The 19,994-nt window shown below is 62.1% G+C and carries 18 protein-coding genes and 1 tRNA gene; 10 read left to right on the top strand and 9 right to left on the bottom strand.

Annotated elements, in window-relative coordinates; all coding sequences use genetic code 11:
• Window positions 1–33 precede the first annotated feature (33 nt).
• Window positions 34–1,164, bottom strand: coding sequence for a septal ring lytic transglycosylase RlpA family protein (locus tag AC1DF8_RS14845; RefSeq protein ID WP_478154027.1), 1,131 nt, complete (start codon window positions 1,162–1,164; stop codon window positions 34–36).
• Between the two features lie 439 nt (window positions 1,165–1,603).
• Between AC1DF8_RS14845 and AC1DF8_RS14840 the strand changes: the two genes are divergently transcribed.
• The 3 genes from AC1DF8_RS14840 (at window position 1,604) to AC1DF8_RS14830 (ending at window position 3,718) form a co-directional block, all read left to right on the top strand.
• Window positions 1,604–1,693: transfer RNA gene (locus tag AC1DF8_RS14840), tRNA-Ser, on the top strand.
• A 219-nt stretch (window positions 1,694–1,912) separates the two neighbouring features.
• Window positions 1,913–3,025 (top strand): NAD(P)/FAD-dependent oxidoreductase, encoded by a 1,113-nt coding sequence (locus AC1DF8_RS14835; RefSeq protein ID WP_478154026.1) that lies wholly within the window; start codon window positions 1,913–1,915, stop codon window positions 3,023–3,025.
• 438 nt (window positions 3,026–3,463) lie between these two features.
• Window positions 3,464–3,718 carry a GlsB/YeaQ/YmgE family stress response membrane protein gene (locus AC1DF8_RS14830; RefSeq protein WP_478154025.1) on the top strand — a complete coding sequence of 85 codons (255 nt, stop codon included), beginning with the start codon at window positions 3,464–3,466 and terminating at the stop codon, window positions 3,716–3,718.
• A 63-nt stretch (window positions 3,719–3,781) separates the two neighbouring features.
• Here the strand turns inward: AC1DF8_RS14830 and AC1DF8_RS14825 are convergent, their stop codons facing one another.
• The gene (locus AC1DF8_RS14825; protein ID WP_112547781.1) at window positions 3,782–4,063 is read right to left on the bottom strand and encodes a hypothetical protein; all 282 of its coding nucleotides are present in this window, start codon (window positions 4,061–4,063) and stop codon (window positions 3,782–3,784) included.
• A 218-nt stretch (window positions 4,064–4,281) separates the two neighbouring features.
• Here AC1DF8_RS14825 and AC1DF8_RS14820 point away from each other — a divergent pair, with 218 nt between their 5' ends.
• Genes AC1DF8_RS14820 through AC1DF8_RS14800 form a run of 5 tightly spaced genes read left to right on the top strand, consistent with a single transcriptional unit; the run spans window position 4,282 to window position 9,746 of the window.
• Complete coding sequence (locus AC1DF8_RS14820; RefSeq protein WP_478154024.1) at window positions 4,282–6,174, top strand: SurA N-terminal domain-containing protein; 1,893 nt, start codon at window positions 4,282–4,284, stop codon at window positions 6,172–6,174.
• A 13-nt stretch (window positions 6,175–6,187) separates the two neighbouring features.
• Window positions 6,188–7,204: an anthranilate phosphoribosyltransferase gene (gene trpD / locus AC1DF8_RS14815; RefSeq protein ID WP_112547646.1), complete on the top strand. Its 1,017-nt coding sequence runs from the start codon at window positions 6,188–6,190 to the stop codon at window positions 7,202–7,204.
• 9 nt (window positions 7,205–7,213) lie between these two features.
• Window positions 7,214–8,026 carry an indole-3-glycerol phosphate synthase TrpC gene (trpC, locus tag AC1DF8_RS14810; protein ID WP_478154023.1) on the top strand — a complete coding sequence of 271 codons (813 nt, stop codon included), beginning with the start codon at window positions 7,214–7,216 and terminating at the stop codon, window positions 8,024–8,026.
• A 2-nt stretch (window positions 8,027–8,028) separates the two neighbouring features.
• Window positions 8,029–8,526: a cyclic pyranopterin monophosphate synthase MoaC gene (gene moaC, locus AC1DF8_RS14805; RefSeq protein WP_478154022.1), complete on the top strand. Its 498-nt coding sequence runs from the start codon at window positions 8,029–8,031 to the stop codon at window positions 8,524–8,526.
• Entirely contained in the window at window positions 8,523–9,746 is a 1,224-nt protein-coding gene (locus AC1DF8_RS14800) for a molybdopterin molybdotransferase MoeA (protein ID WP_478154021.1), read from the top strand. Before moaC ends, AC1DF8_RS14800 begins: the two co-directional genes overlap by 4 nt.
• Here the strand turns inward: AC1DF8_RS14800 and AC1DF8_RS14795 are convergent.
• The 3 genes from AC1DF8_RS14795 to AC1DF8_RS14785 form a co-directional block, all read right to left on the bottom strand.
• Entirely contained in the window at window positions 9,715–10,956 is a 1,242-nt protein-coding gene (locus AC1DF8_RS14795; protein WP_478154020.1) for a multidrug effflux MFS transporter, read from the bottom strand. The genes AC1DF8_RS14800 and AC1DF8_RS14795 overlap by 32 nt on opposite strands.
• The gene (locus tag AC1DF8_RS14790; protein WP_478154019.1) at window positions 10,953–11,405 is read right to left on the bottom strand and encodes a MarR family winged helix-turn-helix transcriptional regulator; all 453 of its coding nucleotides are present in this window, start codon (window positions 11,403–11,405) and stop codon (window positions 10,953–10,955) included. The genes AC1DF8_RS14795 and AC1DF8_RS14790 overlap by 4 nt, the downstream gene beginning before the upstream one ends.
• Window positions 11,406–11,507: 102 nt before the next feature.
• Window positions 11,508–12,170: a class I SAM-dependent methyltransferase gene (locus AC1DF8_RS14785; RefSeq protein ID WP_478154018.1), complete on the bottom strand. Its 663-nt coding sequence runs from the start codon at window positions 12,168–12,170 to the stop codon at window positions 11,508–11,510.
• A gap of 158 nt (window positions 12,171–12,328) precedes the next feature.
• Here AC1DF8_RS14785 and AC1DF8_RS14780 point away from each other — a divergent pair, with 158 nt between their 5' ends.
• A complete protein-coding gene (locus AC1DF8_RS14780) occupies window positions 12,329–13,111 on the top strand; it encodes an alpha/beta hydrolase (RefSeq protein ID WP_113202618.1) in 783 nt (260 codons plus the stop codon).
• A gap of 53 nt (window positions 13,112–13,164) precedes the next feature.
• On the opposite strand, the gene AC1DF8_RS14775 is transcribed toward AC1DF8_RS14780, so the two are convergent.
• From AC1DF8_RS14775 to AC1DF8_RS14760, 4 genes are all read right to left on the bottom strand, one after another.
• Window positions 13,165–15,036 carry a DEAD/DEAH box helicase gene (locus AC1DF8_RS14775; RefSeq protein WP_478154017.1) on the bottom strand — a complete coding sequence of 624 codons (1,872 nt, stop codon included), beginning with the start codon at window positions 15,034–15,036 and terminating at the stop codon, window positions 13,165–13,167.
• Between the two features lie 98 nt (window positions 15,037–15,134).
• A complete protein-coding gene (locus tag AC1DF8_RS14770; RefSeq protein ID WP_478154016.1) occupies window positions 15,135–16,997 on the bottom strand; it encodes a CHASE2 domain-containing protein in 1,863 nt (620 codons plus the stop codon).
• Between the two features lie 8 nt (window positions 16,998–17,005).
• Window positions 17,006–17,533, bottom strand: a complete 528-nt coding sequence (locus AC1DF8_RS14765; RefSeq protein WP_113117066.1) for a FecR domain-containing protein — start codon at window positions 17,531–17,533, stop codon at window positions 17,006–17,008.
• A 116-nt stretch (window positions 17,534–17,649) separates the two neighbouring features.
• A complete protein-coding gene (locus AC1DF8_RS14760) occupies window positions 17,650–18,789 on the bottom strand; it encodes a citrate synthase (protein WP_478154015.1) in 1,140 nt (379 codons plus the stop codon).
• Window positions 18,790–18,872: 83 nt separating this feature from the next.
• On the opposite strand from AC1DF8_RS14760, the gene AC1DF8_RS14755 reads away from it, so the two are divergent.
• Window positions 18,873–19,961 carry a citrate synthase/methylcitrate synthase gene (locus AC1DF8_RS14755; RefSeq protein ID WP_478154014.1) on the top strand — a complete coding sequence of 363 codons (1,089 nt, stop codon included), beginning with the start codon at window positions 18,873–18,875 and terminating at the stop codon, window positions 19,959–19,961.
• Window positions 19,962–19,994 lie beyond the last annotated feature (33 nt).

Genomic DNA, 19,994 nt, shown 5'->3' with positions numbered 1-19,994 from the left:
GAAGCCGATGCAATTACACTTTATCGTTGGGCTTTATCGCGCCTTTGCGCTGCCGCCATTCTGGCGCTTGAAGGAGGCGAGAATGGATTCCTGCGTCAGACCGTCATTTCGCACCATCACGGCATCGAATGCGAGCGGAACCTTCACGGTGATCGCATCCTGATAGTTCATCGCAAGCGACGCGCCCTTCGACCAGCCGTTCGGGCGTTCAAGGGGAATGGGTCCGATTTCCGGCAGGACCACGGCCTGTTCCATCGCCTGCGCGCCATTGCCGAAAGCCGGGGGCGGCTGCAGGAAATGGCCGCCTGCCGGCGCCCGCATCGGCACGGGGGCCTGAGCCGGCGCCGCATTGTATTTGGCACTCGGCGAGTTGCCCGCATAGGCAGCGGACGAGAATGGCACCGGTACGCTGTCAGGCGAAGGGTCGGAATAGCCGCCGAGGCTCTGCAACTGGTCGCCGGTGATCTTCTTGCTGTTGGAGGCAACCATCACGCCGCTCGCAATCTGCCCACCGCCCGGATAGATGCCCGGAAGACGGCTGCCCTTCGGAACATAGGAAGCCATCAGATAGGGCATATCATGACCGTCGAGCGGTGCCTTGCCGACATACTGAACCCGAACGTTGCCCGTACCGCTGTGCTGCAGGTCGAGCATGGAGGCGGTCTTGTTCGAAAGGTCGATGATGCGACCTTCGTGATAGGGGCCACGGTCGTTGACACGGACGATCACGGACGAACCGGTTTCAACGTTCGTCACACGCGCATAGCTCGGCAGCGGAAAGGTCGGATGCGCAGCGGAAAGATGCATCTGGTCATAGACTTCGCCGTTCGCAGTCAGGCGGCCGTGGAAGGCAGAGCCGTACCAGGAAGCGATGCCCACCTTGTTATAGGAGTAGTCCTCCCTCGGGTAATACATCTTGCCCTTAACCACATAGGGATCGCCCACCATGTAGCGGCCACCGCCCTTGGGGATATTGTTGCCGTTGGCAACACGCGGGCTGGCTTTGACGCCATACTCGCTTTCGGAGAAATATTCCTTGCCGTGGGATTTCTTCTTGGGAACCGCCTGCGTTGTGCCGCAAGCCGCCACCGTTGCGCACACCGCCGACAATGCCAGCCACCGTGCCGCCGTTGCGAAAGACGCCGCCCCGTAATTCAGTTTCATATGCCCCACGCCACCAAAGACCGTTATGGTTAAGGAACTCACTCGTGAGTGAGTTGGAGTGCCTTATTCCGTGCCTTCCTAACGAGACTTTAATCTTGTGGATATCATGGCGAATTTGCGAACGATTTCGGCACGATAGCGAGAATTCTAACGATTATGGTTAATATTTGGTTGATTTTAATCTGTGCGGGAATGAAATCGCGCATGTATTTCCGCATGTTGAACCGTTTCGGATCGTGACAGTACCTTTTGGCAACCACGATTGTCCTGCCCCGCAGCAGGACACATTATGGCAGTTTATCCGTCGGAGCTGTCAGAGCACATTGACGCTGAAGTCCGAACCGCTATAAAGCCAGCCAAACCGCGATTTGGCCGTCGGCGGGACGAGTCCTTGTCAAAACGAGGGCCCGTCAGCACGGACGGACAGGATCAACTGGATGGAAGAGTGTCCGAGTGGTTTAAGGAACCGGTCTTGAAAACCGGCGTGCGGGAAACCGTACCGTGGGTTCGAATCCCACCTCTTCCGCCATCCGCTAATGAACTCATTAGCTGTTTCTCCTCCTGCCGCCGAGTTCCTCATCGCTTGTTCCGGCGAAGACGACCCGGGCCAGGCGCATCAAATCGTATTTCATCATCCTCTTGATTTTGGGATAGGTTCGCCCGAACGATATCTGAAAGCTGGTTTGCGTTGTCCGGGCTCCCAAAACCGCGAGTTCAATAACGCAGGTGGAGGATGGAGGGGAATTGCATGGCGGAGGTACTGGACCTCGACTGCGTCGTCGTGGGCGGAGGGGTCGTCGGGCTTGCGGTCGCGCGCGAACTTGCAATGTCCGGCCGCGATGTGGTTCTTCTCGAGGCGGAGCCGATAACCGGCAGCATTACATCGGCCCGCAACAGCGAGGTCATCCATGCCGGGCTCTACTATGCCACCGGCAGCTTGAAGGCTGAACTCTGCGTTGCCGGAAAACATCGGCTTTACGACTATTGCCGGGAGAGAAATATCCCCCACAGGGCCTGCGGCAAACTCGTTGTCGCGGCGAGTGAGGAGGAGGTTGGATATCTTGAAAAGCTGTCGAGGCAGGCTGCCGCCAACGGCGTCGAAGACAGCTATCTGATCGATGCTGCGGAGCTTGCCCGCAGGCAAGCACAGATCAGGGGCTTCGCCGCACTTGTCTCGCCGTCAACCGGCATTATCGACAGCCATAGCCTCATGCAGGCCTACATCACGGATATAGAGGCGAATGGCGGAGCCGTTATCTGCAATTCTCCCGTCATCGACGGCGAGTTCACGGCCGACAAGGTTCGCCTCGCAGTCGGCGGCCGCGATCCGGTAGAGATCGAGACACGCCTTGTGGTCAATGCAGCCGGTTTGAATGCCTGGGCGCTGTCAGAAAGCCTGTCCGGCCTGGACGCCAGCACGATCCCGCCGCGTCACTACGCCAAGGGATGTTATTTCGCTCTGTCCGGCCGTGCGCCCGCAACGCAACTGATCTACCCCGTCCCTGAGCCCGGCGGTCTCGGAGTGCATCTGACACTCGACCTTGCTGGCCAGGCACGTTTCGGTCCTGATGTCGAGTGGATCGAGACGATTGACTATGACGTCGATCCGCGCCGCGCAGACAAATTCTATTCCGCAATCCGCCGCTATTGGCCCAATCTGGCGGATGGCGCACTGCAGCCCGCCTATTCGGGTATCCGTCCGAAAATCGCCGGACCGGCTGTGGGCGGCAGCGGTGACTTTGTGATCCAGGGGCCGGAGCAAACCGGTCACCCTGCCTATGTGGCACTCTACGGAATTGAAAGCCCCGGCCTGACCGCCTCGCTCGCCATCGGGCAGAGGGTGGCAAGACTTGCCGGATAGACAATCTTCTGTCGTCCGCCGGCTTTGATCGAGCAAGAGCCGTAGAGATCCTATCGACCAAAGTTTCTTCTCTGATAATGCAAATTGAGAATGCTCCGGTTCCAGGTGATTTAATATTAGGTCTAGCGCATGTAATGACGTGGCAATTTTACTTAAATTTCATGCTTAACTACTTATTAATGAGCGGCTTGCGCAGTTGAGGCGATAAACTATGCTTGCTCCCAATAAAGGGAGGATATGATGTTCAATAAGAGCTTGCTGATGCCGGCTGGCTTTGCCGCATTGGCCTTTTCCGGCCTGATGTTTCAGATCGCGACACACGCACTCTCGACGCCAGTGACGGTGCTTCATCCCTGACGCCGGCAAACCGCTGCCGCGACGGAACTTATTTCGATTGTGCGCGTTTTATCTCACGTTTTGCCTAGGAGGGAGATCACTATGGAAAACGAAGGTGTGGGTTGGATTGCAGCCATCATCATCGGCGGCTTCGCCGGATGGCTGGCGGAGAAATTCATGAACAGCAGCATGGGCGTGTTCATGAACATATTGCTCGGCATCATCGGCGCGATTGTCGCCAACTGGATTCTCGGTATCCTTCATATCCAGCCGTTGACCGGCTGGCTCGGATACCTGGTCACGGGTTTTGTCGGGGCATGCATCCTGATCGCGCTCGGGCGCCTCGTCCGCCGCTGACCTGACACGGAAAGATCGCTGGAAAGATTGAAAAGCCGGACGTCCTGCGTCCGGCTTTTTTCATTATCGGCGGCTGAGGAGACCGAAGAGATAGGCGACGCCTGCCGTGATGGCAATCGCGGTCAGGGGCTCTTCACGCACCTTGTCGCGGACGCGCTCGGTCATGACAGAGGCTTCGTCGGCCACTGCGGTCTTTGCGCCCTGCCCCAGAGCGATCACGCTCTCCGAAAGGCGGGCCAGATCCTCGCGCAACGCAGCAACCTGCGCGGACAGATCTTCGGCGGCAACTTCAGCCTTGACGCGCGCAGCGGTGGATTCGGCGGAAGCGGTTTTCAATTCGGCCATGGTCTGCTCCTGTTTGATGGAATGCCGCTTCAACGAAATGAAGACTGGAAAGGTTCCGCAATGTAGCATCTTTTGTCGCTCGCGGCGGGTCAGCGAGAGCGTGTGCAAGCCTCGCAAGCTTTTCGTGCGACAAGCCTTCATTTCCTCGCAGCTTTGTTTTATGGAACGACGAATGTCTGCCCTTCCGGGGCCAATGATAATGCGAGGTTTGCGTTTCCATGTTCCATTTTCTGAGAAGAGCTGCTCAGACCTGGGTTGCCAAGCTGCTCCTGCTCCTCCTCGTCGCTTCCTTCGGCATCTGGGGCGTGTCGCGTGAGCTGATAAGCGGCGGCAACAGCACGACGGTGGTCACCGTCGGCGACCAGCATGTGGACGTCAACGAATTCCGCCTCGCCTATCAGCGTCAGATTGCGTCTCTGAGCCAGCAGTTCGGCATGCGGCTCACACCCGAGCAGGCGCGCGCTTTCGGCGTTGAACAGCAGGTCCTCGCCCAGCTCGTTGCCGGCGCCTCGCTTGATCAGCTTGCCGATGACATGGGGCTCGGTCTTTCCGAGGACCGTCTTGCCCAGCTGATCGGTGACGATCCGGCTTTCAAGGCAGTCAACGGCCAGTTCGACCGCTCGCTCTTCACCTCGCGTCTGCGCAATGCCGGCATTCGGGAAGACGACTATATCAAGGATCGCAGCAAGCAGGCTGTCCGCAGCCAGATCATCGAAGCCGTCGCCAATGGCTTCCAGGCGCCTGCGACGCTCGTCAACGCGCTGAAACTCTATGGCAGTGAGAGCCGCAGCGTCGATTACCTGCTGCTTACGAACGCCAATATCGAGCCGATCAAGGCGCCGGCCGATGACGTGCTCTCCAAATGGTTCGAAGATGCCAAGCAGCGCTACCGCGCACCGGAATATCGCAAGATCGCCTATCTGAAGCTTCAGCCGGATGATATCGCCGATCCCGCGACCGTCACCGACGACCAGATCAAGGAAGCCTTCGACAAGGCCAAGGCGGCCTACACGACGCCGGAAAGCCGCACGCTGGAACAGTTGACCTTTGCCAGCAAGGATCTCGCCAATGCGGCCGAGACCGCGCTGAAGACCGGTACGAGTTTCGATCAGCTCGTTACCGATCAGGGMAAAACTGCGGGCGACGTGCTGCTCGGAGAATTCACCAAGGACAAGGTTCCGGATCAGGCCGTTGCCGACGCCGCCTTCGCCGTCAAGACCGACGGCGGCACGACGCCTGTGGTCGACGGCAGCTTTGGTCCTGTGATCCTGCGCGTGACCAACATCAAGCCGGAGACCACCAAGAGCTTCGACGAGGTCAAGGAAGAGCTCCGCAAGCAGCTTTCGGTCGCCAATGCTTCGCAGGAAGTGATCAACGTTCACGACCGTATCGAGGATATGCGCGCCGGCGGCACATCTCTTGAAGAGATCGCCAACCAGCTCAAGCTGAAGGCCGTCGTCATCGACGCCATCGACATGACGGGTGCCGACAAGGACGGCAATCCGGTCAAGGATATCCCGGCGCAGCAGCAGCTTCTGGCCGAAGCCTTCAAGACCGATGTCGGCGCCGATGCGGTTGCCATTTCCGTCGGCAATGACGGCTATGTCTGGTTTGATGTCCGCGACATCATGCCCGAGCGTGACCGYCCGCTTGCYGAAGTGCACGACAAGGCCGTTCAGGACTGGACCGCCGAGCAGCAGAAGGCCGAGCTTGCCAAGAAGGCAGCCGAGTTGAAGGCCGAGGCGCAGAAGGGCACGTCGCTTGCCGATATCGCCACCCCGCTCGGCATCGCCGTCGAAAGCAAGAGCGGCTTTACCCGTTCGACCGACGATCCGGTTCTCGGTCGCGCTGGCATCAACGCAGCCTTCTCGGGCCCTGTCGACACCGTGGCAGCAGCCGTTGGCGCCGATCCGAGCACCCAGATCCTGCTGAAGGTGACCGAGGTCAACGACCAACCGACGACCGATGCCCTTGATAACCGCGACCAGCAGATCACCGCCATGGCAAATGCCGCCGGCGACGATATTCTGGATCAGATGGTCAACCTGTTGCAGAGCCAGTACGGTACACAGGTCAACCAGAAACTCGCCGAACAGGCGACCGTCCGCTAGGGGGAAGCGACGCATGACCGATCTGAAGCCGCTTCTGGCCAAGGCAGCAAGCCGCGAGCCCCTGACCCGTGACGAGGCCCGCCAGGCCTTCGATATCCTGATGTCCGGCCAGGCAACGCCTTCGCAGATCGGCGGCTTCCTGATGGCGCTTCGCGTTCGCGGAGAGACGGTCGACGAGATCGTTGGCGCCGTCACCACGATGCGCTCCAAGATGCTGCGGGTGGAAGCGCCTGCCGACGCGATCGATATTGTCGGCACAGGCGGTGATGCCAGCGGCACCTACAACATATCGACGCTGGCGGCGCTGATCGTCGCCGGCGCGGGCGTTCCGGTCGCCAAGCACGGAAACCGCGCGCTGAGCTCGAAATCCGGCGCCGCCGACAGCCTTGCGGCCCTCGGCGTCAATCTCGAGGTTACCCCGGAGATGATTACCCGCTGCATCGCAGAAGCCGGTGTCGGCTTCATGTTCGCGCAGCAGCATCATTCGGCCATGCGCCATGTCGGGCCGACGCGCGTCGAACTCGGAACGCGTACCATCTTCAACCTGCTCGGTCCCCTCTCCAATCCGGCCGGCGTCAAGCGCCAGCTTCTCGGCGTCTTCGCGCCGCAATGGGTGGTACCGCTTGCCGAAGTCATGCGCGACCTCGGCGCCGAGAGTGTGTGGGTCGTCCATGGCGACGGCCTTGATGAAATCACGACGACCGGCACGACCAGCGTTGCAGCGCTCGAAAACGGCAAAATCCGTACCTTCGAGCTTTCGCCTGCTGATTTCGGTGTGGCGCCTCGCGTGCTCGCCGAGATCAAGGGCGGCGACGGCACCGTCAATGCTGCAGCGCTGCGCGAGGTGCTCGGTGGCGCCAAGAACGCTTACCGCGATATTGCGCTCGCCAATGCCGCCGCGTCCCTCGTCATCGCAGGCAAGGCAGAGACGATCCGTGACGGCATGACGCTTGCAACGGAATCGCTCGATAGCGGCGCAACGGCATCTGCGCTCGATAAACTGATCGCCGTATCCAACGATATCGACTAGGATCGTCTCATGACCGATATCCTGAAGAAGATCGAAGCCTACAAGCGCGAGGAAATCGCTGCCGCCAAGGCAAGGACCTCGCTTGCCGATCTCAAGGCCATGCAGGCCGGGCAGTCCGCGCCGCGCGGTTTCCACAAGGCGCTCATCGCCAAGCGCGACGCCGGAGAATTCGGCCTGATCGCCGAGATCAAGAAGGCAAGCCCCTCCAAGGGGCTCATCCGTCCCGATTTCGATCCGCCTGCTCTCGCCAGGGCTTACGAAGCCGGTGGTGCTGCCTGCCTTTCCGTGCTGACCGATACGCCGAGCTTCCAGGGCGCACCGGAGTTTCTGACGGCAGCGCGCGCCGCCTGCACCCTGCCCGCACTGCGCAAGGATTTCATGTTCGAGACCTATCAGGTCCATGAAGCCCGCGCCTGGGGTGCCGACTGCATCCTGCTCATCATGGCCTCGCTCAGCGATGACGATGCCGAGCGCCTGCAGGACGAAGCCTTCTCGCTTGGCATGGATGTGCTGGTCGAAGTCCACGATGCGCCGGAAATGGAGCGTGCGCTAAAGCTGTCTTCGCCGCTCGTCGGTATTAACAACCGCAACCTGCGCACTTTCGAAGTCAGCCTCGCCGTCAGCGAGACGCTGGCTGCAATGGTTGCTGACGATCGTCTTCTTGTCGGCGAAAGCGGCATCTTCACCCATGAGGATTGCAAGCGTCTGCAGGCCGTCAGGATCAATACCTTCCTCGTCGGCGAAAGCCTGATGCGCAAGGATGACGTCGCGGCCGCCACACGCACTCTCCTGACAGGCGAAGCCGCAATCGCGGCCGAATGAGCATGAGCGGCGAAAAGCCAGGCCTCACCCATATCGATGCCTCTGGCGAGGCGCATATGGTCGATGTTTCCGACAAGGCCGAGACCGTGCGCATCGCCACTGCCGAAGGCCACGTGAAAATGGCGCCGGAGACGCTTTCGCTCATTCGTCAAGGCAATGCCAGGAAGGGCGACGTCATCGGTACCGCTCGCCTTGCCGGCATCATGGCCGCCAAGCGGACGGCCGACCTCATTCCTCTCTGCCATCCGCTTATGCTGACAAAGGTCACGGTCGAGATCGAGGAAGATACCGACCTGCCCGGCCTGCGGGTCACGGCCACTGCCAAGCTCACCGGCAAGACCGGTGTGGAGATGGAAGCGCTGACTGCCGTCTCCGTCGCGTGTCTGACGATCTACGACATGGCCAAGGCCGCCGACAAGGCGATGGAGATCGGCGGTGTCAGGTTGCTTGAAAAATCCGGCGGCAAATCCGGCGATTTCCGCCATCCGGAGGCAAGATGAACCTTCTGCCGGTCGCCGAGGCCTTAAGCCGCCTGCTGTCCAGTGCCGCGCCCGTCATGGCGTCCCAAACACTGCCGCTCGCAGAGGCTGAGGGTCGCGTCCTGGCCGCCGATCTCACGGCCGGTCTGACCCAGCCGCCATTCAATTCTTCAGCCATGGATGGCTATGCGCTGCGCCGTGAGGATGCGCCGGAGCCGGGCGCCGCTCTGAAGGTCATCGGCACATCGTCCGCCGGCCGCGGCTTCGAAGGTAGCGTTGGTCCGGGCGAGGCTGTCCGCATTTTCACCGGCGCACCTGTACCGTCGGGTGCCGATAGCGTGTTGTTGCAGGAGGACGCGGAAAAGATCGAAGGCGGTATCAGAACCAATTTCCCGGTACGGCAGAATCAGCATGTTCGCCCGCGCGGTCAGGATTTCACTGAAGGTGAAGTGGTGTTGCCCGCCGGTACGATCCTCGATTTCTCGCGGCTGACGGTCGCAGCCGGCATGAACCGGCCCGATGTCGAGGTGTTGCGCCGTCCCGTCATCGCCATTCTTGCGACCGGTGACGAACTTCTGCCGCCCGGAAGCACTCCTCGTCCCTCACAGATCATCGCCTCCAACACCTTTGGCGTCGCTGCCCTTGCCCGCCGCGCCGGTGCCGACGTGCTCGATCTCGGCATCGTGCCTGATGACAAGGCGAAGATAACGGCAGCGATAGACAAGGCGCGCAATGCGAAAGTCGATGTGATCGTCACGCTCGGCGGCGCCTCGGTCGGCGATCATGATCTGGTGCAGTCGACATTGATCGAAGCCGGCATGGAGCTCGATTTTTGGCGCATCGCCATGCGCCCCGGCAAACCGCTGATGGTCGGCAGTTTCGGAAAGACCCATGTTCTCGGCTTGCCCGGCAACCCCGTCTCGAGCCTCGTCTGCTCGCTGCTATTTCTGGAGCCGCTGATCCGTAAGCTTGGCTCGCTGCCATCAGTTCCGCGCGAGACGATGGTGGAGGCCGCCGTCACGCTGCGCGCCAATGATCACCGTCAGGACTATGTGCGCGCCAAGCTCTCGAAATCCGCCGCTGGCGGCTGGCTTGTCGAACCCTTCGACAAGCAGGATTCATCGATGATGAAGACCTTCGCCCTTTCGGACTGCCTCATCATTCGTCCGCCGCATGCGCCAGAACTGCCGGCGGGAGCCACCTGCCCGGTCATGCTTCTGCGGCCAGATCTCCTCGCCTGACATTTCCTGAGGCGACCGCAAGCCAGAAGCAGAGCTGTGCCAGCACACTTGCGCCGAGGATGACGGTCGCGGCGGCAAGTCCGGGGTCACCGCCTATGCCCGAAAGCGCACTGCAGATAGCGCCGACGGCCATCTGCGTCGAGCCGTAAAGGCCGGAGGCCGAGCCGGTGACTTTCGGATTGACGCTGACGGCGAGCGTCAGCGCATTGGGCGAGGCCACGCCCGCGCCGATCGTATAGACCATGATCGCAGCCATCATCGGCAGAAGCGTCAGATGGTGGCTCACGGCGAGGCCGAAGAAGACCAGTGCGGCAGCAATGCTGACGAGATTGGAAATCACCATCAGTCGCTTCATCGCAAACCGGCCGATCAGCCGCGTGGCGATCATGCTGCCGATCCAGTAGCCGAAGATCAACAGTGCAAGACAAATGCCGACCTCCGTTGCCGGGCGGCCAAGCTCGTTGATGACGATGAACGGGGCGGAGGCCGTGAACGCATACATGGAGGTCGTCGCGCAGCCGCCGCCGATGGCATAGCCGACGAATGAACGCGACGCGAGCAGCCCCAGATAGTCACGGCTCAGTGACTTCATGGAGGCCTCGGAATTGCGGATGCCAGTTTCCGGCACCTTGCGCCATGTCAGCAGCAGATTGACGATGCCGAGCGCGCAGAGGGCCACGAAGATCGAACGCCAGCCGAGCGTAGAAGCAAGCGCGCCGCCGACGATCGGCGCGAGCCCCGGCCCGACCGTGACCATCAGGTTCATGATCGCAAGCCGCTTGGCCGTTTCATCGGGGCTGGACGTGTCGCGTACGATGGCGCGGGCAATGACAAGCCCGGCGCAGCCACCGAAAGCCTGGAAGAGCCTTGCCGCGATCAGCGCATGCACGCCGGGCGAGACAAGCGCCGCGACGCCGGCGAGAGTATAGAGCACAAGTCCGCTCATCAGCACCGGCCGGCGTCCGTAGCGATCCGAAAGCGGACCATAAACGAGCTGACCGACGGCAAGGCCGAAAATGTAGAGACTGACGGTCAGTTGCATCTCGCCGATCGAGGCACCGAGATCCGTGGCCGCTGCCGGAAGCGCAGGCACGAAAATATGCATGGCCAGAGTGCCACTGAAGGTAATGAGCCCGAGTAGCCAGACCGGTATGTGACGCTTTGCGCCAAGTGGTCGCGCTTCGCTCATCGGGCCTGGATGCGTATTCACTGTTCTGGTTCCTCGAGCTGCCGGGCAAGTACGTCGCTGATGTGATCGAGCACGCGCCACGTGGTTTCGATGTCCTCGCGCGGCAGCAAGGCAAGCGCCTCCTCGCGGATGCCCTGCGCCACGCGTTCGACCGCCTCCACGGTCCTCCTGCCCTCTTCCGTCAGCAGGGTTTCCTTTGCACGCCTGTCTTCGCCTTCTCGTCGCTCCACCAGTCCCGCCTTCTCCAGATTATCGATCAGGCGTACGACCGAGGAATTGTCGAGTGAGAGCGAGGCGGCCAGTTCCTTCTGGTGCATCGGCGTCGGCGAGCGGGCGATACGCAGCAGCGGCAGCCATGTCGCTTCCGTCAGCCCGAAAGGCTGCAAACGCAGATTGGCGACACGCCGCCAGTAGCGAGCGGTCTGGGAGATGAGGCTCCCGAATGAGGTTGTGATCTTGTCGTCGGTCATGTCAATATCGATGGGATAGCAATAAATGACATGTCATCTATTCTGGCGCAAGACGAAAGTGTGTGATTGGTGCGTCGTTTCAAGCGATGAACTTTTCTCGGTTCACTTCAGTCGGAAAACAGCGCTGTCGGCGGTCGAGAGGCTCTGGGCTCCGCCAAAATCCGGCACCGCATAGTTTGCAAGCCGCAGCAGTGAGTTCGTGGGAAGGGGCGCCCTGCCGGGATCGCCGACGAGCACATCGAGACCGGCCATGCGGCAGCGTTCGAGAAACGGCAGGACACGCCCCGCCAACGCCTCGTCATAGAAGATGTCACCGGCCAGCATTACCTCGGCAGCAGGCGGAGCATCTCCCATGATGTCTCCGAGTTCCGTCTCGATCATGACACCGTTCGCTGCAGCGTTCATCAGCGTAGCAGCAATCGCCTTGTCATCTATATCAACGGCCAGAGCATGTGCCGCACCGCATTTCATTGCCGCAATGGCGACAAGACCGGAGCCTGTGCCGAGATCGATGATGCGTTTGCCGGCAACCGTTTCGGGATGGTCGAAGAGATAGCGCGCAAGCACGGCGCCACCTGCCCAGGGATAGGCCCAGTAGGGCGGCATCAGATCGGAATCATCAGCCATTGCAAGCCGATAGAGGCCGCTCCTCGATGTCGCCGTATGCAGCCTGACCTTAGGTATGGAAGGCACTTCCGAAAGCGGCAGGTTCGCCTTGATGAAGGCCGTCAGGTCGAGACGATCATCTGTGGACGCCGGTCTCATCTACTATCGATTGCCTCGTTGCGACAGGCCTTCAGGCCCTCCCGGACGGCATAATACCTCGCTGGACCTTTGTATAGTTATGGAAGCCCGCGCCCCCGCGTAATTTCCACCCGCGATCCCCCAGGATTCGCCCCTATTTCCCAAAGCTGGAGGAACTTATGCAACCGATCACCAGACGCTCATTCTCGGCCGCTCTCGTTGCAGGGGCCGCACTCAGCATGTTTCCGGCTGCCAGCCGGGCCGCCACCGTCACCAAGGCAAAGAATGTCGTTCTCGTCCATGGCGCTTATGCCGATGCATCCTGCTGGCTGGATGTCATCCCTCATCTGCAGGCTGCCGGTCTGAACGTGATGGCCGTTCAAAACCCCCTCACCTCTTTTGCCGACGACGTCGAAGCTACCAAGCGTATCCTGGCGCTGATGGAAGGTCCGACCGTGCTGGTCGGCCATTCCTATTCCGGCATGCTCGTCACTGAAGCCGGTGTCGATCCCAAGGTCACGGCACTCGTCTACATCGCCGCTCGCGCGCCGGATGCCGGCGAGGATTATACCGCGCTTGCCAAGCAATATCCGACGCCGCCGGCCAGTGCCGGCCTTGTTCACAATGGCGGTTACGCCCAGTTGAGCGAGGAAGCTTTCGTGAGAGACTTCGCCGGCGATCTGCCGGTTGCCCGCGCCAAGGCGCTCTATGCCGTGCAGGGCCGCATTTCCGATACGCTGTTCACTGCCAAGACGACGGTTGCCGCCTGGCGCTCCAAGCCGTCATGGTATGCCGTTTCGAAGAACGACCGCACCATCAATCCCGATCTCGAACGCTTCATGGCAAAGCGCATGAATGCGACGACTGTGGAGCTCGACGCCAGCCACGTTTCGCTGATCTCGCAGCCGCGCGCCGTCGCCGATCTCATCCTCGCAGCAGCCGGTCAAGACGAACATATCTGAGACCTTCGCTGCATGCCGGCCGCATTGCCTTACCAGTGCGGCCGGCGACTGCGTTAGCGGTCCTTTTTCTTGCCGAACTTGCCCTTGCCGCCTTCGAACTTGCCGCCTTCGAATTTCGGCTTCGGGCCTTTCTTCGTCCAGGGCTTGTCGTCCTGACGCTCGGCGCTGGCGGGTCTGTCCTTGCCGAACTTGCCCTTCGGCTTGTCGCCGCGGAAACGATCATCGCCACGATCCTCGAACGGCTTCTTGGCAAAGGGTTTGGCAGCCGGTTTGCTGAAATCAGGCATGCCGTTCAGCCTGACCACGCGGATACCGCGTTCCATCGTCTTGTTCGGGCCGAGCGCGCCGAGAAAACCATCGGCGCTATCAGCAGCAATTTCCACAAAGGTTTCATCCGGCTGCATCTTGATCGCGCCGATCTCACGCTTCGTGAGATTGCCGTTGCGGCAGAGCATCGGGATCAGCCAGCGCGGCTCGGCATTCTGCTTGCGGCCGACGGAGACCGAGAACCAGACACTCGGACCGAAGTCGTCGCGCGGTCCCTTCTGCGCCGGAGCAAATTCGCGTGCCTCGCCGTTGTCGCGGCGTTTGCGGGCGCGGTCGTCTTGCACCGAAACCTCGATCAGGTCTTCCGGCGCCGACTGATTGGCGCGGTAGAGGCGTACGAAAGCGGCGGCAAGCGTCTCGGCACCATGGCTGGCGATCAGCTTCTGTACGAGATCCTGTTCTTCATCCTGCGGCTTGTCGGCAAAGATCGGATCTGCGAGCAGCCGCTCGTCGTCGCGTTCAGTCACTTCTTCGACGGACGGCGGACGTGCCCAGGTGGCATTGATGCCGGCATTTTCCAGCAGTCGCTCCGCCTTGCGGCGAACGTTGAGCGGCACGATGAGCGCGCTGACGCCCTTGCGTCCCGCACGGCCCGTACGGCCGCTGCGATGCAGCAGCGTTTCCGGATTGGTCGGCAGGTCGGCATGCACGACGAGATCGAGGCCCGGCAGGTCGATGCCGCGTGCGGCGACATCGGTTGCGATGCAGACACGCGCGCGTCCGTCGCGCATGGCCTGCAGCGCATGGCTGCGCTCGTTCTGGGTCAATTCGCCGGAGAGTGCCACGACATTGAAATTGCGGTTGTGGAACCGTGCCGTCAGGTGATTGACGGCCGCACGCGTCGAACAGAAGACGATCGCATTGCGCGCCTCGTAATAACGCAGCACGTTGATGATAGCGTTTTCACGGTCGCTTGGAGAAACGACGAGCGCGCGGTAGTCGATATCGATATGCTGCTTCTCTTCCGCCTGCGTGCTGATGCGCACGGCATCGCGCTGATAGCTCTTGGCGAGCTTGGCGATCGCAGCTGGAACCGTTGCCGAGAACATCAGGGTACGGCGCTCATCGGGCGCCGCTTCGAGGATGAATTCCAGATCTTCGCGGAAGCCGAGATCGAGCATCTCGTCTGCCTCATCCAGCACGGCAGCCTTGAGTTCGCTCATGTTGAGCGCATGGCGGCGGATGTGGTCGCAGAGACGTCCCGGCGTGCCAACGACGATATGCGCACCGCGTTCCAGCGCACGGCGCTCGCTGCGGATATCCATGCCGCCGACGCAGCTGACGATCACGGCGCCTGCCATTTCGTAGAGCCATTCCAGCTCGCGCTTGACCTGCAGTGCCAGTTCGCGCGTCGGCGCGATCACGAGAGCAAGAGGTGCGGCGGCTGGCCCGAAACGCTCGGCGCCTTCAAGCAGCGTCGGCGCAAGCGCCAGGCCGAAGGCAACGGTCTTGCCCGAGCCGGTCTGGGCGGAAACGAGAGCGTCAGATTCTGCGAGCGCCGGATCGAGCATCGCCTTCTGGACGGGGGTAAGTTCTGTATAGCCGCGCTTCTGCAACGCCTTGGCGATCGCCGGAGAGACGCCGTTATAGTCAGTCATTTGTTCGATCTTTCGGAGCTGTCAGGCGCAGCGAGCGCCGTAGCCGGAAACGTCCGGCCGAAGAGTTGGGCCGTTCCTACTCGCTCCGGCTGCGAATGTCAAAGTGTCTCGCCGCGCCATGTGTAGATGGCGATGCCGCCGGAGCGGCCGCGAAGCTTCGTCTCGAACGGTCCGGCCAACCGCCCCGTGCGCAAGGGAATGGCATCGGGACCGGCGGCGTCGAGCAGTCCGGCGCTGAGTGCAAGTTCCGCACCGCGGCTTGCCGCCACTTCCATCAGTCGCTGCGCGACATTGACGGTATCGCCCGTCGCGGTGATCTGCTGCCGGTCGCCGGTGCCAAGACGCGAAGCGACGATCGGGCCGCAATGGGCGCCGAGCTTGAAGCCTATCCTCCTGCGCCGAAGCTCCGGATGGCCTGCGAGGAAGAGGCGCGTGCGATCGGCAAGCCGTATGGCGCAGGCTGCGGCCCGCGCCGCATCGTCCGCCGCCGGTGCCGGCAATCCGAAGAGGATCATGGCGCCGTCGCCCATGAAGCTGGTGATCGCGCCCCCGAGAAGCCGTACTTCCTCATCAATCAGTTCAAAGAAGCCGCTGAGGATCTCGCGCACCATGGCCGGTCCGACCGCTTCGCTGAGGCCGGTGAAGCCCGAGAGATCGATGAAGACGACGGAAGCGTTCTGCCGCACGGGCTCGGCCAGGAATGCCGGGTCGCGCGCCAGCCACTCCCCGAGGCCGGGCGCCTCGATGCGCTGCAGGCGCTCCGATTGATCGGCAAAATGCCGCGCACGGCGGCGGTCTCGCCAGAGTTCTGCGGCGCCGAAAATAATCGCAGGCGGCAGTGCAGCCGCAATCGGCAATGCAGCACTCAGCCAGTAACCGTTCGCGAAAGCAGCAAGGTTGAGCATCGCCCAGGCAATGACCGTGAGGCAGATGATGATGAAGCCGAGAGCGCTACGGCGCCACGCGACCAGCGCGACCAGGAGAACAGGCAAGGCCGTCGCAATGCCGGCATCCGCCTGCCTTGTTCTGCTGTCGCGTACCATGCCATCGCCGGCGATCAGATGGGTGATTGCCGTCGACATGACTTCGACACCCGGCAGGATGGGATCGAACGGTGTGGGAAAGACATCGCCGCCGCCGGTGACTGTTGCGCCGATCACCACAACCTTGCCGGTGATGGCATCCGCCGGCAGCTTGCCATCGAGCGCATCGGCAGCGCTGAAGGTGCTGATGCTGCCCGCAGGACCATAGAAAGTCAGCGGCAGGCGCTGGCCCGTATCCGTTGGAATGCGGTGAGCACCGAGCCGGATGCCATCGTTTTCGATCAAGGGTTCGGCCCCGAGCGCAATCGAGGCCGCGCGCAAAGGAAAGGCCGCGTCCAGACGGTCGGCGGCGCGAGAAAACAGCGGGATGAAACGCGGCACGCCGCTCTGGTCCGTCGCGACGTTGACGATGCCGAGCGGCGCAGCCTCCGCGAAGCGCGGCTGCGGCAGCAGAAGCTGCTGTGCCTCGGGTACTGTTGCAAGCGGATCCTCGGCATTTGCCGTCACCGACTGGAGACTTTGTGGAAAGGTGGCGGCACCGGCGATGATGCTGGGCGCGGATTTGATCGCCGTTGCGAGCGCCGCATCCCCCTCCTCCGTGCCGGGGTCGACGAGCAGTATATCGAGAGCCAGCGCCCTTGGTTTCAACGCCCCGATGGAGGTTACGAGTTGTGCAAGCGTCTCCCGCTTGAGCGGATAGCCATGTGCCGCGGCGGTGCGGTCATCGATCGCGATAATGGAAACGATATCGGGCGGAGACCGGACACCGACGATCATGCTGCGCAGATCGACAAGCGTGGCTTCCACACGCTCGATCAGGCCGGAGTTCGACTGCTGCTGCAGATGGAAATAGCCGAGGGCAGCGCCCCACAGACCGGCGAGCAGCAGTGCGATCACTGTCGGAAGCCGGTGGTTCATGAGACCGCTTATTGACCGAGGCGTGAAAGAAGAGCCGCGACGCGGGGCGCCGGCCAGGTGCGAACGGTGAGCGCAGCCGTTCCGCGCGTCACGTCTACGCCCTCGCCCGGTCCAAGCACGACGGCTGCCCCTGCCGGACGGCGTACGCCGACGCGGCCGCGTGTGACCAGTACGGAGGTCGTGCCGCCTTTGACATCGACGGCCCATTGGGTGCCGCGAACGGCCGCGATCGCCTGCGGCGTCACCACCTGGAAACCGCCGCGATGCTGGCTGCTGTCCACGTCGACAAGGGCAGCCTTGCTGCGCAATGACAGCGAATCCGGGCTGCCGTCACGATTGCGATCGATGAGTGTGAAGGATGCTCCGCGTTCGGCGGTGATATTGACGCCGCCGGGGCAGCGGAAGATCTGGTTGCCATTCGCCGCCCGCGAAATCGCGCAGCCGGCGGACTGGGCATAAGCTGCTCCCTGAGGCAGGAGCCCGATTGTCAGGACAGCGAAAAACAGGCTGAGGGAGATTGCTGGGATGGCTTTCATGATCCGCCTCTCATGACCGCCGGTACATCCTCGAAGGCGCCGGCCGGTCGATACTAGCTGAATTCGCCGGTTTCCCTATGCAAAAATCGGGGGCCGTGCAAGCCATTCGGAAACATTCAGGGTCCGCTCGGTGACGGCCCGATGTAGCGAGCGCGAGGGCGAATCAGATGGCCGCTTTCGATCTGCTCCATCGCATGCGCCAGCCAGCCGGCTGTGCGCGCCAGTGCGAAGATGATGATCGGCGCCTCCTCCGGCAGGTTGAAGGCGGCCGTCATGGCGGCAAGCGCGAAATCGGCGTTGACCGGCTCGCCCACCATCTCTTCGCCGGCCCGCTGAACATCGCGGAAGATTGGCGGCACGTCGAAAGACGAGAGCAGAACGCGTGCCCGCACATCGCCGTCGGGATAAAGCGGATGTCCGAAGGCCCCCAGCCTGCTTCCCCGCAGCAACTGGTGGCGGATCGCGCGCTCCGCCCCGATGCTGGATGCGGCGTCGACAAGGGCATCGATACTCCGCCACGCCGAGCCATGCAGTGGGCCGGTCAGCGTCGAGAGACCCGAGAGCACGGCGGCAGAAAGTGCCGCTCCCGTCGAAACCGTGACGCGGACAGCGAAGGTCGAGGCATTCAGCTCATGATCGGCGAACATGACGAGCGCCCGACGCAGGCAATCGGCGGCCTCCGGCCTGCCCCAGCATGCAGCGAGACGGTGATGCAGGGAATGGTCCGTCGGGCCTGGCGCCAGCGCATCGGCAATGGTGGACAGCACGCTGCATGCTTCCATCTGCAAGGCGGGGCGCGCACGTCCGAGCGACGGCAGGTCGGCGCTCACCCGTCCTGCCAGCGCCAGAAGTGCAGCCTGAATGGTAGGCGCTGCCGGCTCTGGCGCGCGCGCCGGCACGCAGGTAAAACTTTCCGCATTCCAAAGGAGCAGCGCAGTCTCCTCCAGCGTCGCATGCTGTGAAAGCTCCGCCGCATCCCGCCCCCGATAAAGCAATCGTCCCGCGGCAATGGTTGAGATCGCGGATGCCAGCACCGGATCGCCCCAGCTGATTGCCTCGGCGGCGACCGTCTCGCTCTTACGCCGGCCGGCATGCCGCTCGGCAAGTCGTTTGACGTCGCTTTGCTGATAGAGGCTGCGGCGCGGGTCGGCTGGGTCGGCCTTGGCACGGATGCGACCCCGGCTGACATTGGCATAAAGCGTCTGCGGCTTGGTGCCGAGTTCCGCCAGCGCTTCCTCTGCTGTCACCCAGGTCATCGCAACCTCATATTGATCAATTACATCAAGATTGACGTCAACCAAACTAGGTCCGATCTTTCCTCTGGTAAAGGAGAAAACCCATGAAAAATGGTTTGGAAGATGTCATTGCCGCTGAAACACAGCTCTCGGATGTCGACGGCGAAGCGGGCCGGCTGATCATCCGCGGCATATCCCTGGATCATCTGGCCGGGCGCAGTACCTATGAAGATGTCGCCGCGCTGCTGCTCGATGGATTGATCGAACCGCATCTCGATGCAACCGAGTTGCGCCGCCGGCTTGGCCAGGCGCGACGGGAAGTTTTCGCGGAAATCAAAGCCGCCGATTCCCGCTTGCTGGCGCTGCCGCCGGTCGATGCGATGCGAGCACTCGTCGCCCGGTTGCCGGACGGTGAAGATATCGATACTGCGCTTCGCCTGCTTGCAGCACCCGCTGTCTTCCTGCCGGCGGTTCTGCGCCTGCAGCGCGGCGAGAAGCCGGTAAAGCCCGATGCCGGCTCGTCGCAGTCAGCCGATATCCTGCGGATGCTATCGGGCACGGTGCCGAGCGCCGAGCAGACGGGTGCACTCGACACCTATCTCGTAACGATCTCCGATCACGGCCTCAACGCCTCAACCTTCGCATCGCGCGTCATCGCCTCCACCCGCGCCGGTCTCACCTCCTCGGTGCTGGCGGCGATCAGCGCACTGAAGGGACCGCTGCATGGGGGCGCGCCGGGGCCGGTGCTCGATATGCTTGACGGTATCGGGAGCGAGGCCAATGCCGGCCCCTGGCTGCGTTCGGCGCTCGATCGCGGCGAACGGCTGATGGGCTTCGGCCACCGTGTTTACCGCGTGCGCGACCCGCGTGCCGATGCGCTGAAAGATGCGCTGAAGCCGCTTGTTGCCGCAGGTCAGGTGAATACCGGCCGCATCGCGCTTGCCGAAGCCGTTGAGCAGGCAGCGCTCGCGATCCTGAAGGAGCGCAAGCCAGACCGACCACTGGATGTGAATGTGGAATTCTATACCGCGTTGCTTCTGGAAAGCCTCGGCTTCCCGCGCGATGCCTTCACCGGCGTCTTTGCGATCGGCCGCACTGTCGGCTGGGTCGCCCATGCCCGCGAACAGGGGCTGGAAGGTCGTCTGATTCGTCCCCGCTCGGTCTACGTGGGACCGCTGCCGCAGGCGGCGTGACGGAATGAAAAAAGCCGCTCCCTCGTTTCGGAG

The sequence above is a fragment of the Rhizobium sp. 05N49 genome (assembly GCF_056396805.1).
This window is presented reverse-complemented; position numbering and strand designations above follow the sequence as displayed.

Coding starts and splice junctions, on each gene's coding strand:
- AC1DF8_RS14845 (WP_478154027.1), bottom strand. CDS start 1,164: ATGAAACTGAATTACGGGGCGGCGTCTTTCGCAACGGCGGCACGGTGG.
- AC1DF8_RS14835 (WP_478154026.1), top strand. CDS start 1,913: ATGGCGGAGGTACTGGACCTCGACTGCGTCGTCGTGGGCGGAGGGGTC.
- AC1DF8_RS14830 (WP_478154025.1), top strand. CDS start 3,464: ATGGAAAACGAAGGTGTGGGTTGGATTGCAGCCATCATCATCGGCGGC.
- AC1DF8_RS14825 (WP_112547781.1), bottom strand. CDS start 4,063: ATGGCCGAATTGAAAACCGCTTCCGCCGAATCCACCGCTGCGCGCGTC.
- trpD (WP_112547646.1), top strand. CDS start 6,188: ATGACCGATCTGAAGCCGCTTCTGGCCAAGGCAGCAAGCCGCGAGCCC.
- trpC (WP_478154023.1), top strand. CDS start 7,214: ATGACCGATATCCTGAAGAAGATCGAAGCCTACAAGCGCGAGGAAATC.
- moaC (WP_478154022.1), top strand. CDS start 8,029: ATGAGCGGCGAAAAGCCAGGCCTCACCCATATCGATGCCTCTGGCGAG.
- AC1DF8_RS14800 (WP_478154021.1), top strand. CDS start 8,523: ATGAACCTTCTGCCGGTCGCCGAGGCCTTAAGCCGCCTGCTGTCCAGT.
- AC1DF8_RS14790 (WP_478154019.1), bottom strand. CDS start 11,405: ATGACCGACGACAAGATCACAACCTCATTCGGGAGCCTCATCTCCCAG.
- AC1DF8_RS14785 (WP_478154018.1), bottom strand. CDS start 12,170: ATGAGACCGGCGTCCACAGATGATCGTCTCGACCTGACGGCCTTCATC.
- AC1DF8_RS14780 (WP_113202618.1), top strand. CDS start 12,329: ATGCAACCGATCACCAGACGCTCATTCTCGGCCGCTCTCGTTGCAGGG.
- AC1DF8_RS14775 (WP_478154017.1), bottom strand. CDS start 15,036: ATGACTGACTATAACGGCGTCTCTCCGGCGATCGCCAAGGCGTTGCAG.
- AC1DF8_RS14770 (WP_478154016.1), bottom strand. CDS start 16,997: ATGAACCACCGGCTTCCGACAGTGATCGCACTGCTGCTCGCCGGTCTG.
- AC1DF8_RS14765 (WP_113117066.1), bottom strand. CDS start 17,533: ATGAAAGCCATCCCAGCAATCTCCCTCAGCCTGTTTTTCGCTGTCCTG.
- AC1DF8_RS14760 (WP_478154015.1), bottom strand. CDS start 18,789: ATGACCTGGGTGACAGCAGAGGAAGCGCTGGCGGAACTCGGCACCAAG.
- AC1DF8_RS14755 (WP_478154014.1), top strand. CDS start 18,873: ATGAAAAATGGTTTGGAAGATGTCATTGCCGCTGAAACACAGCTCTCG.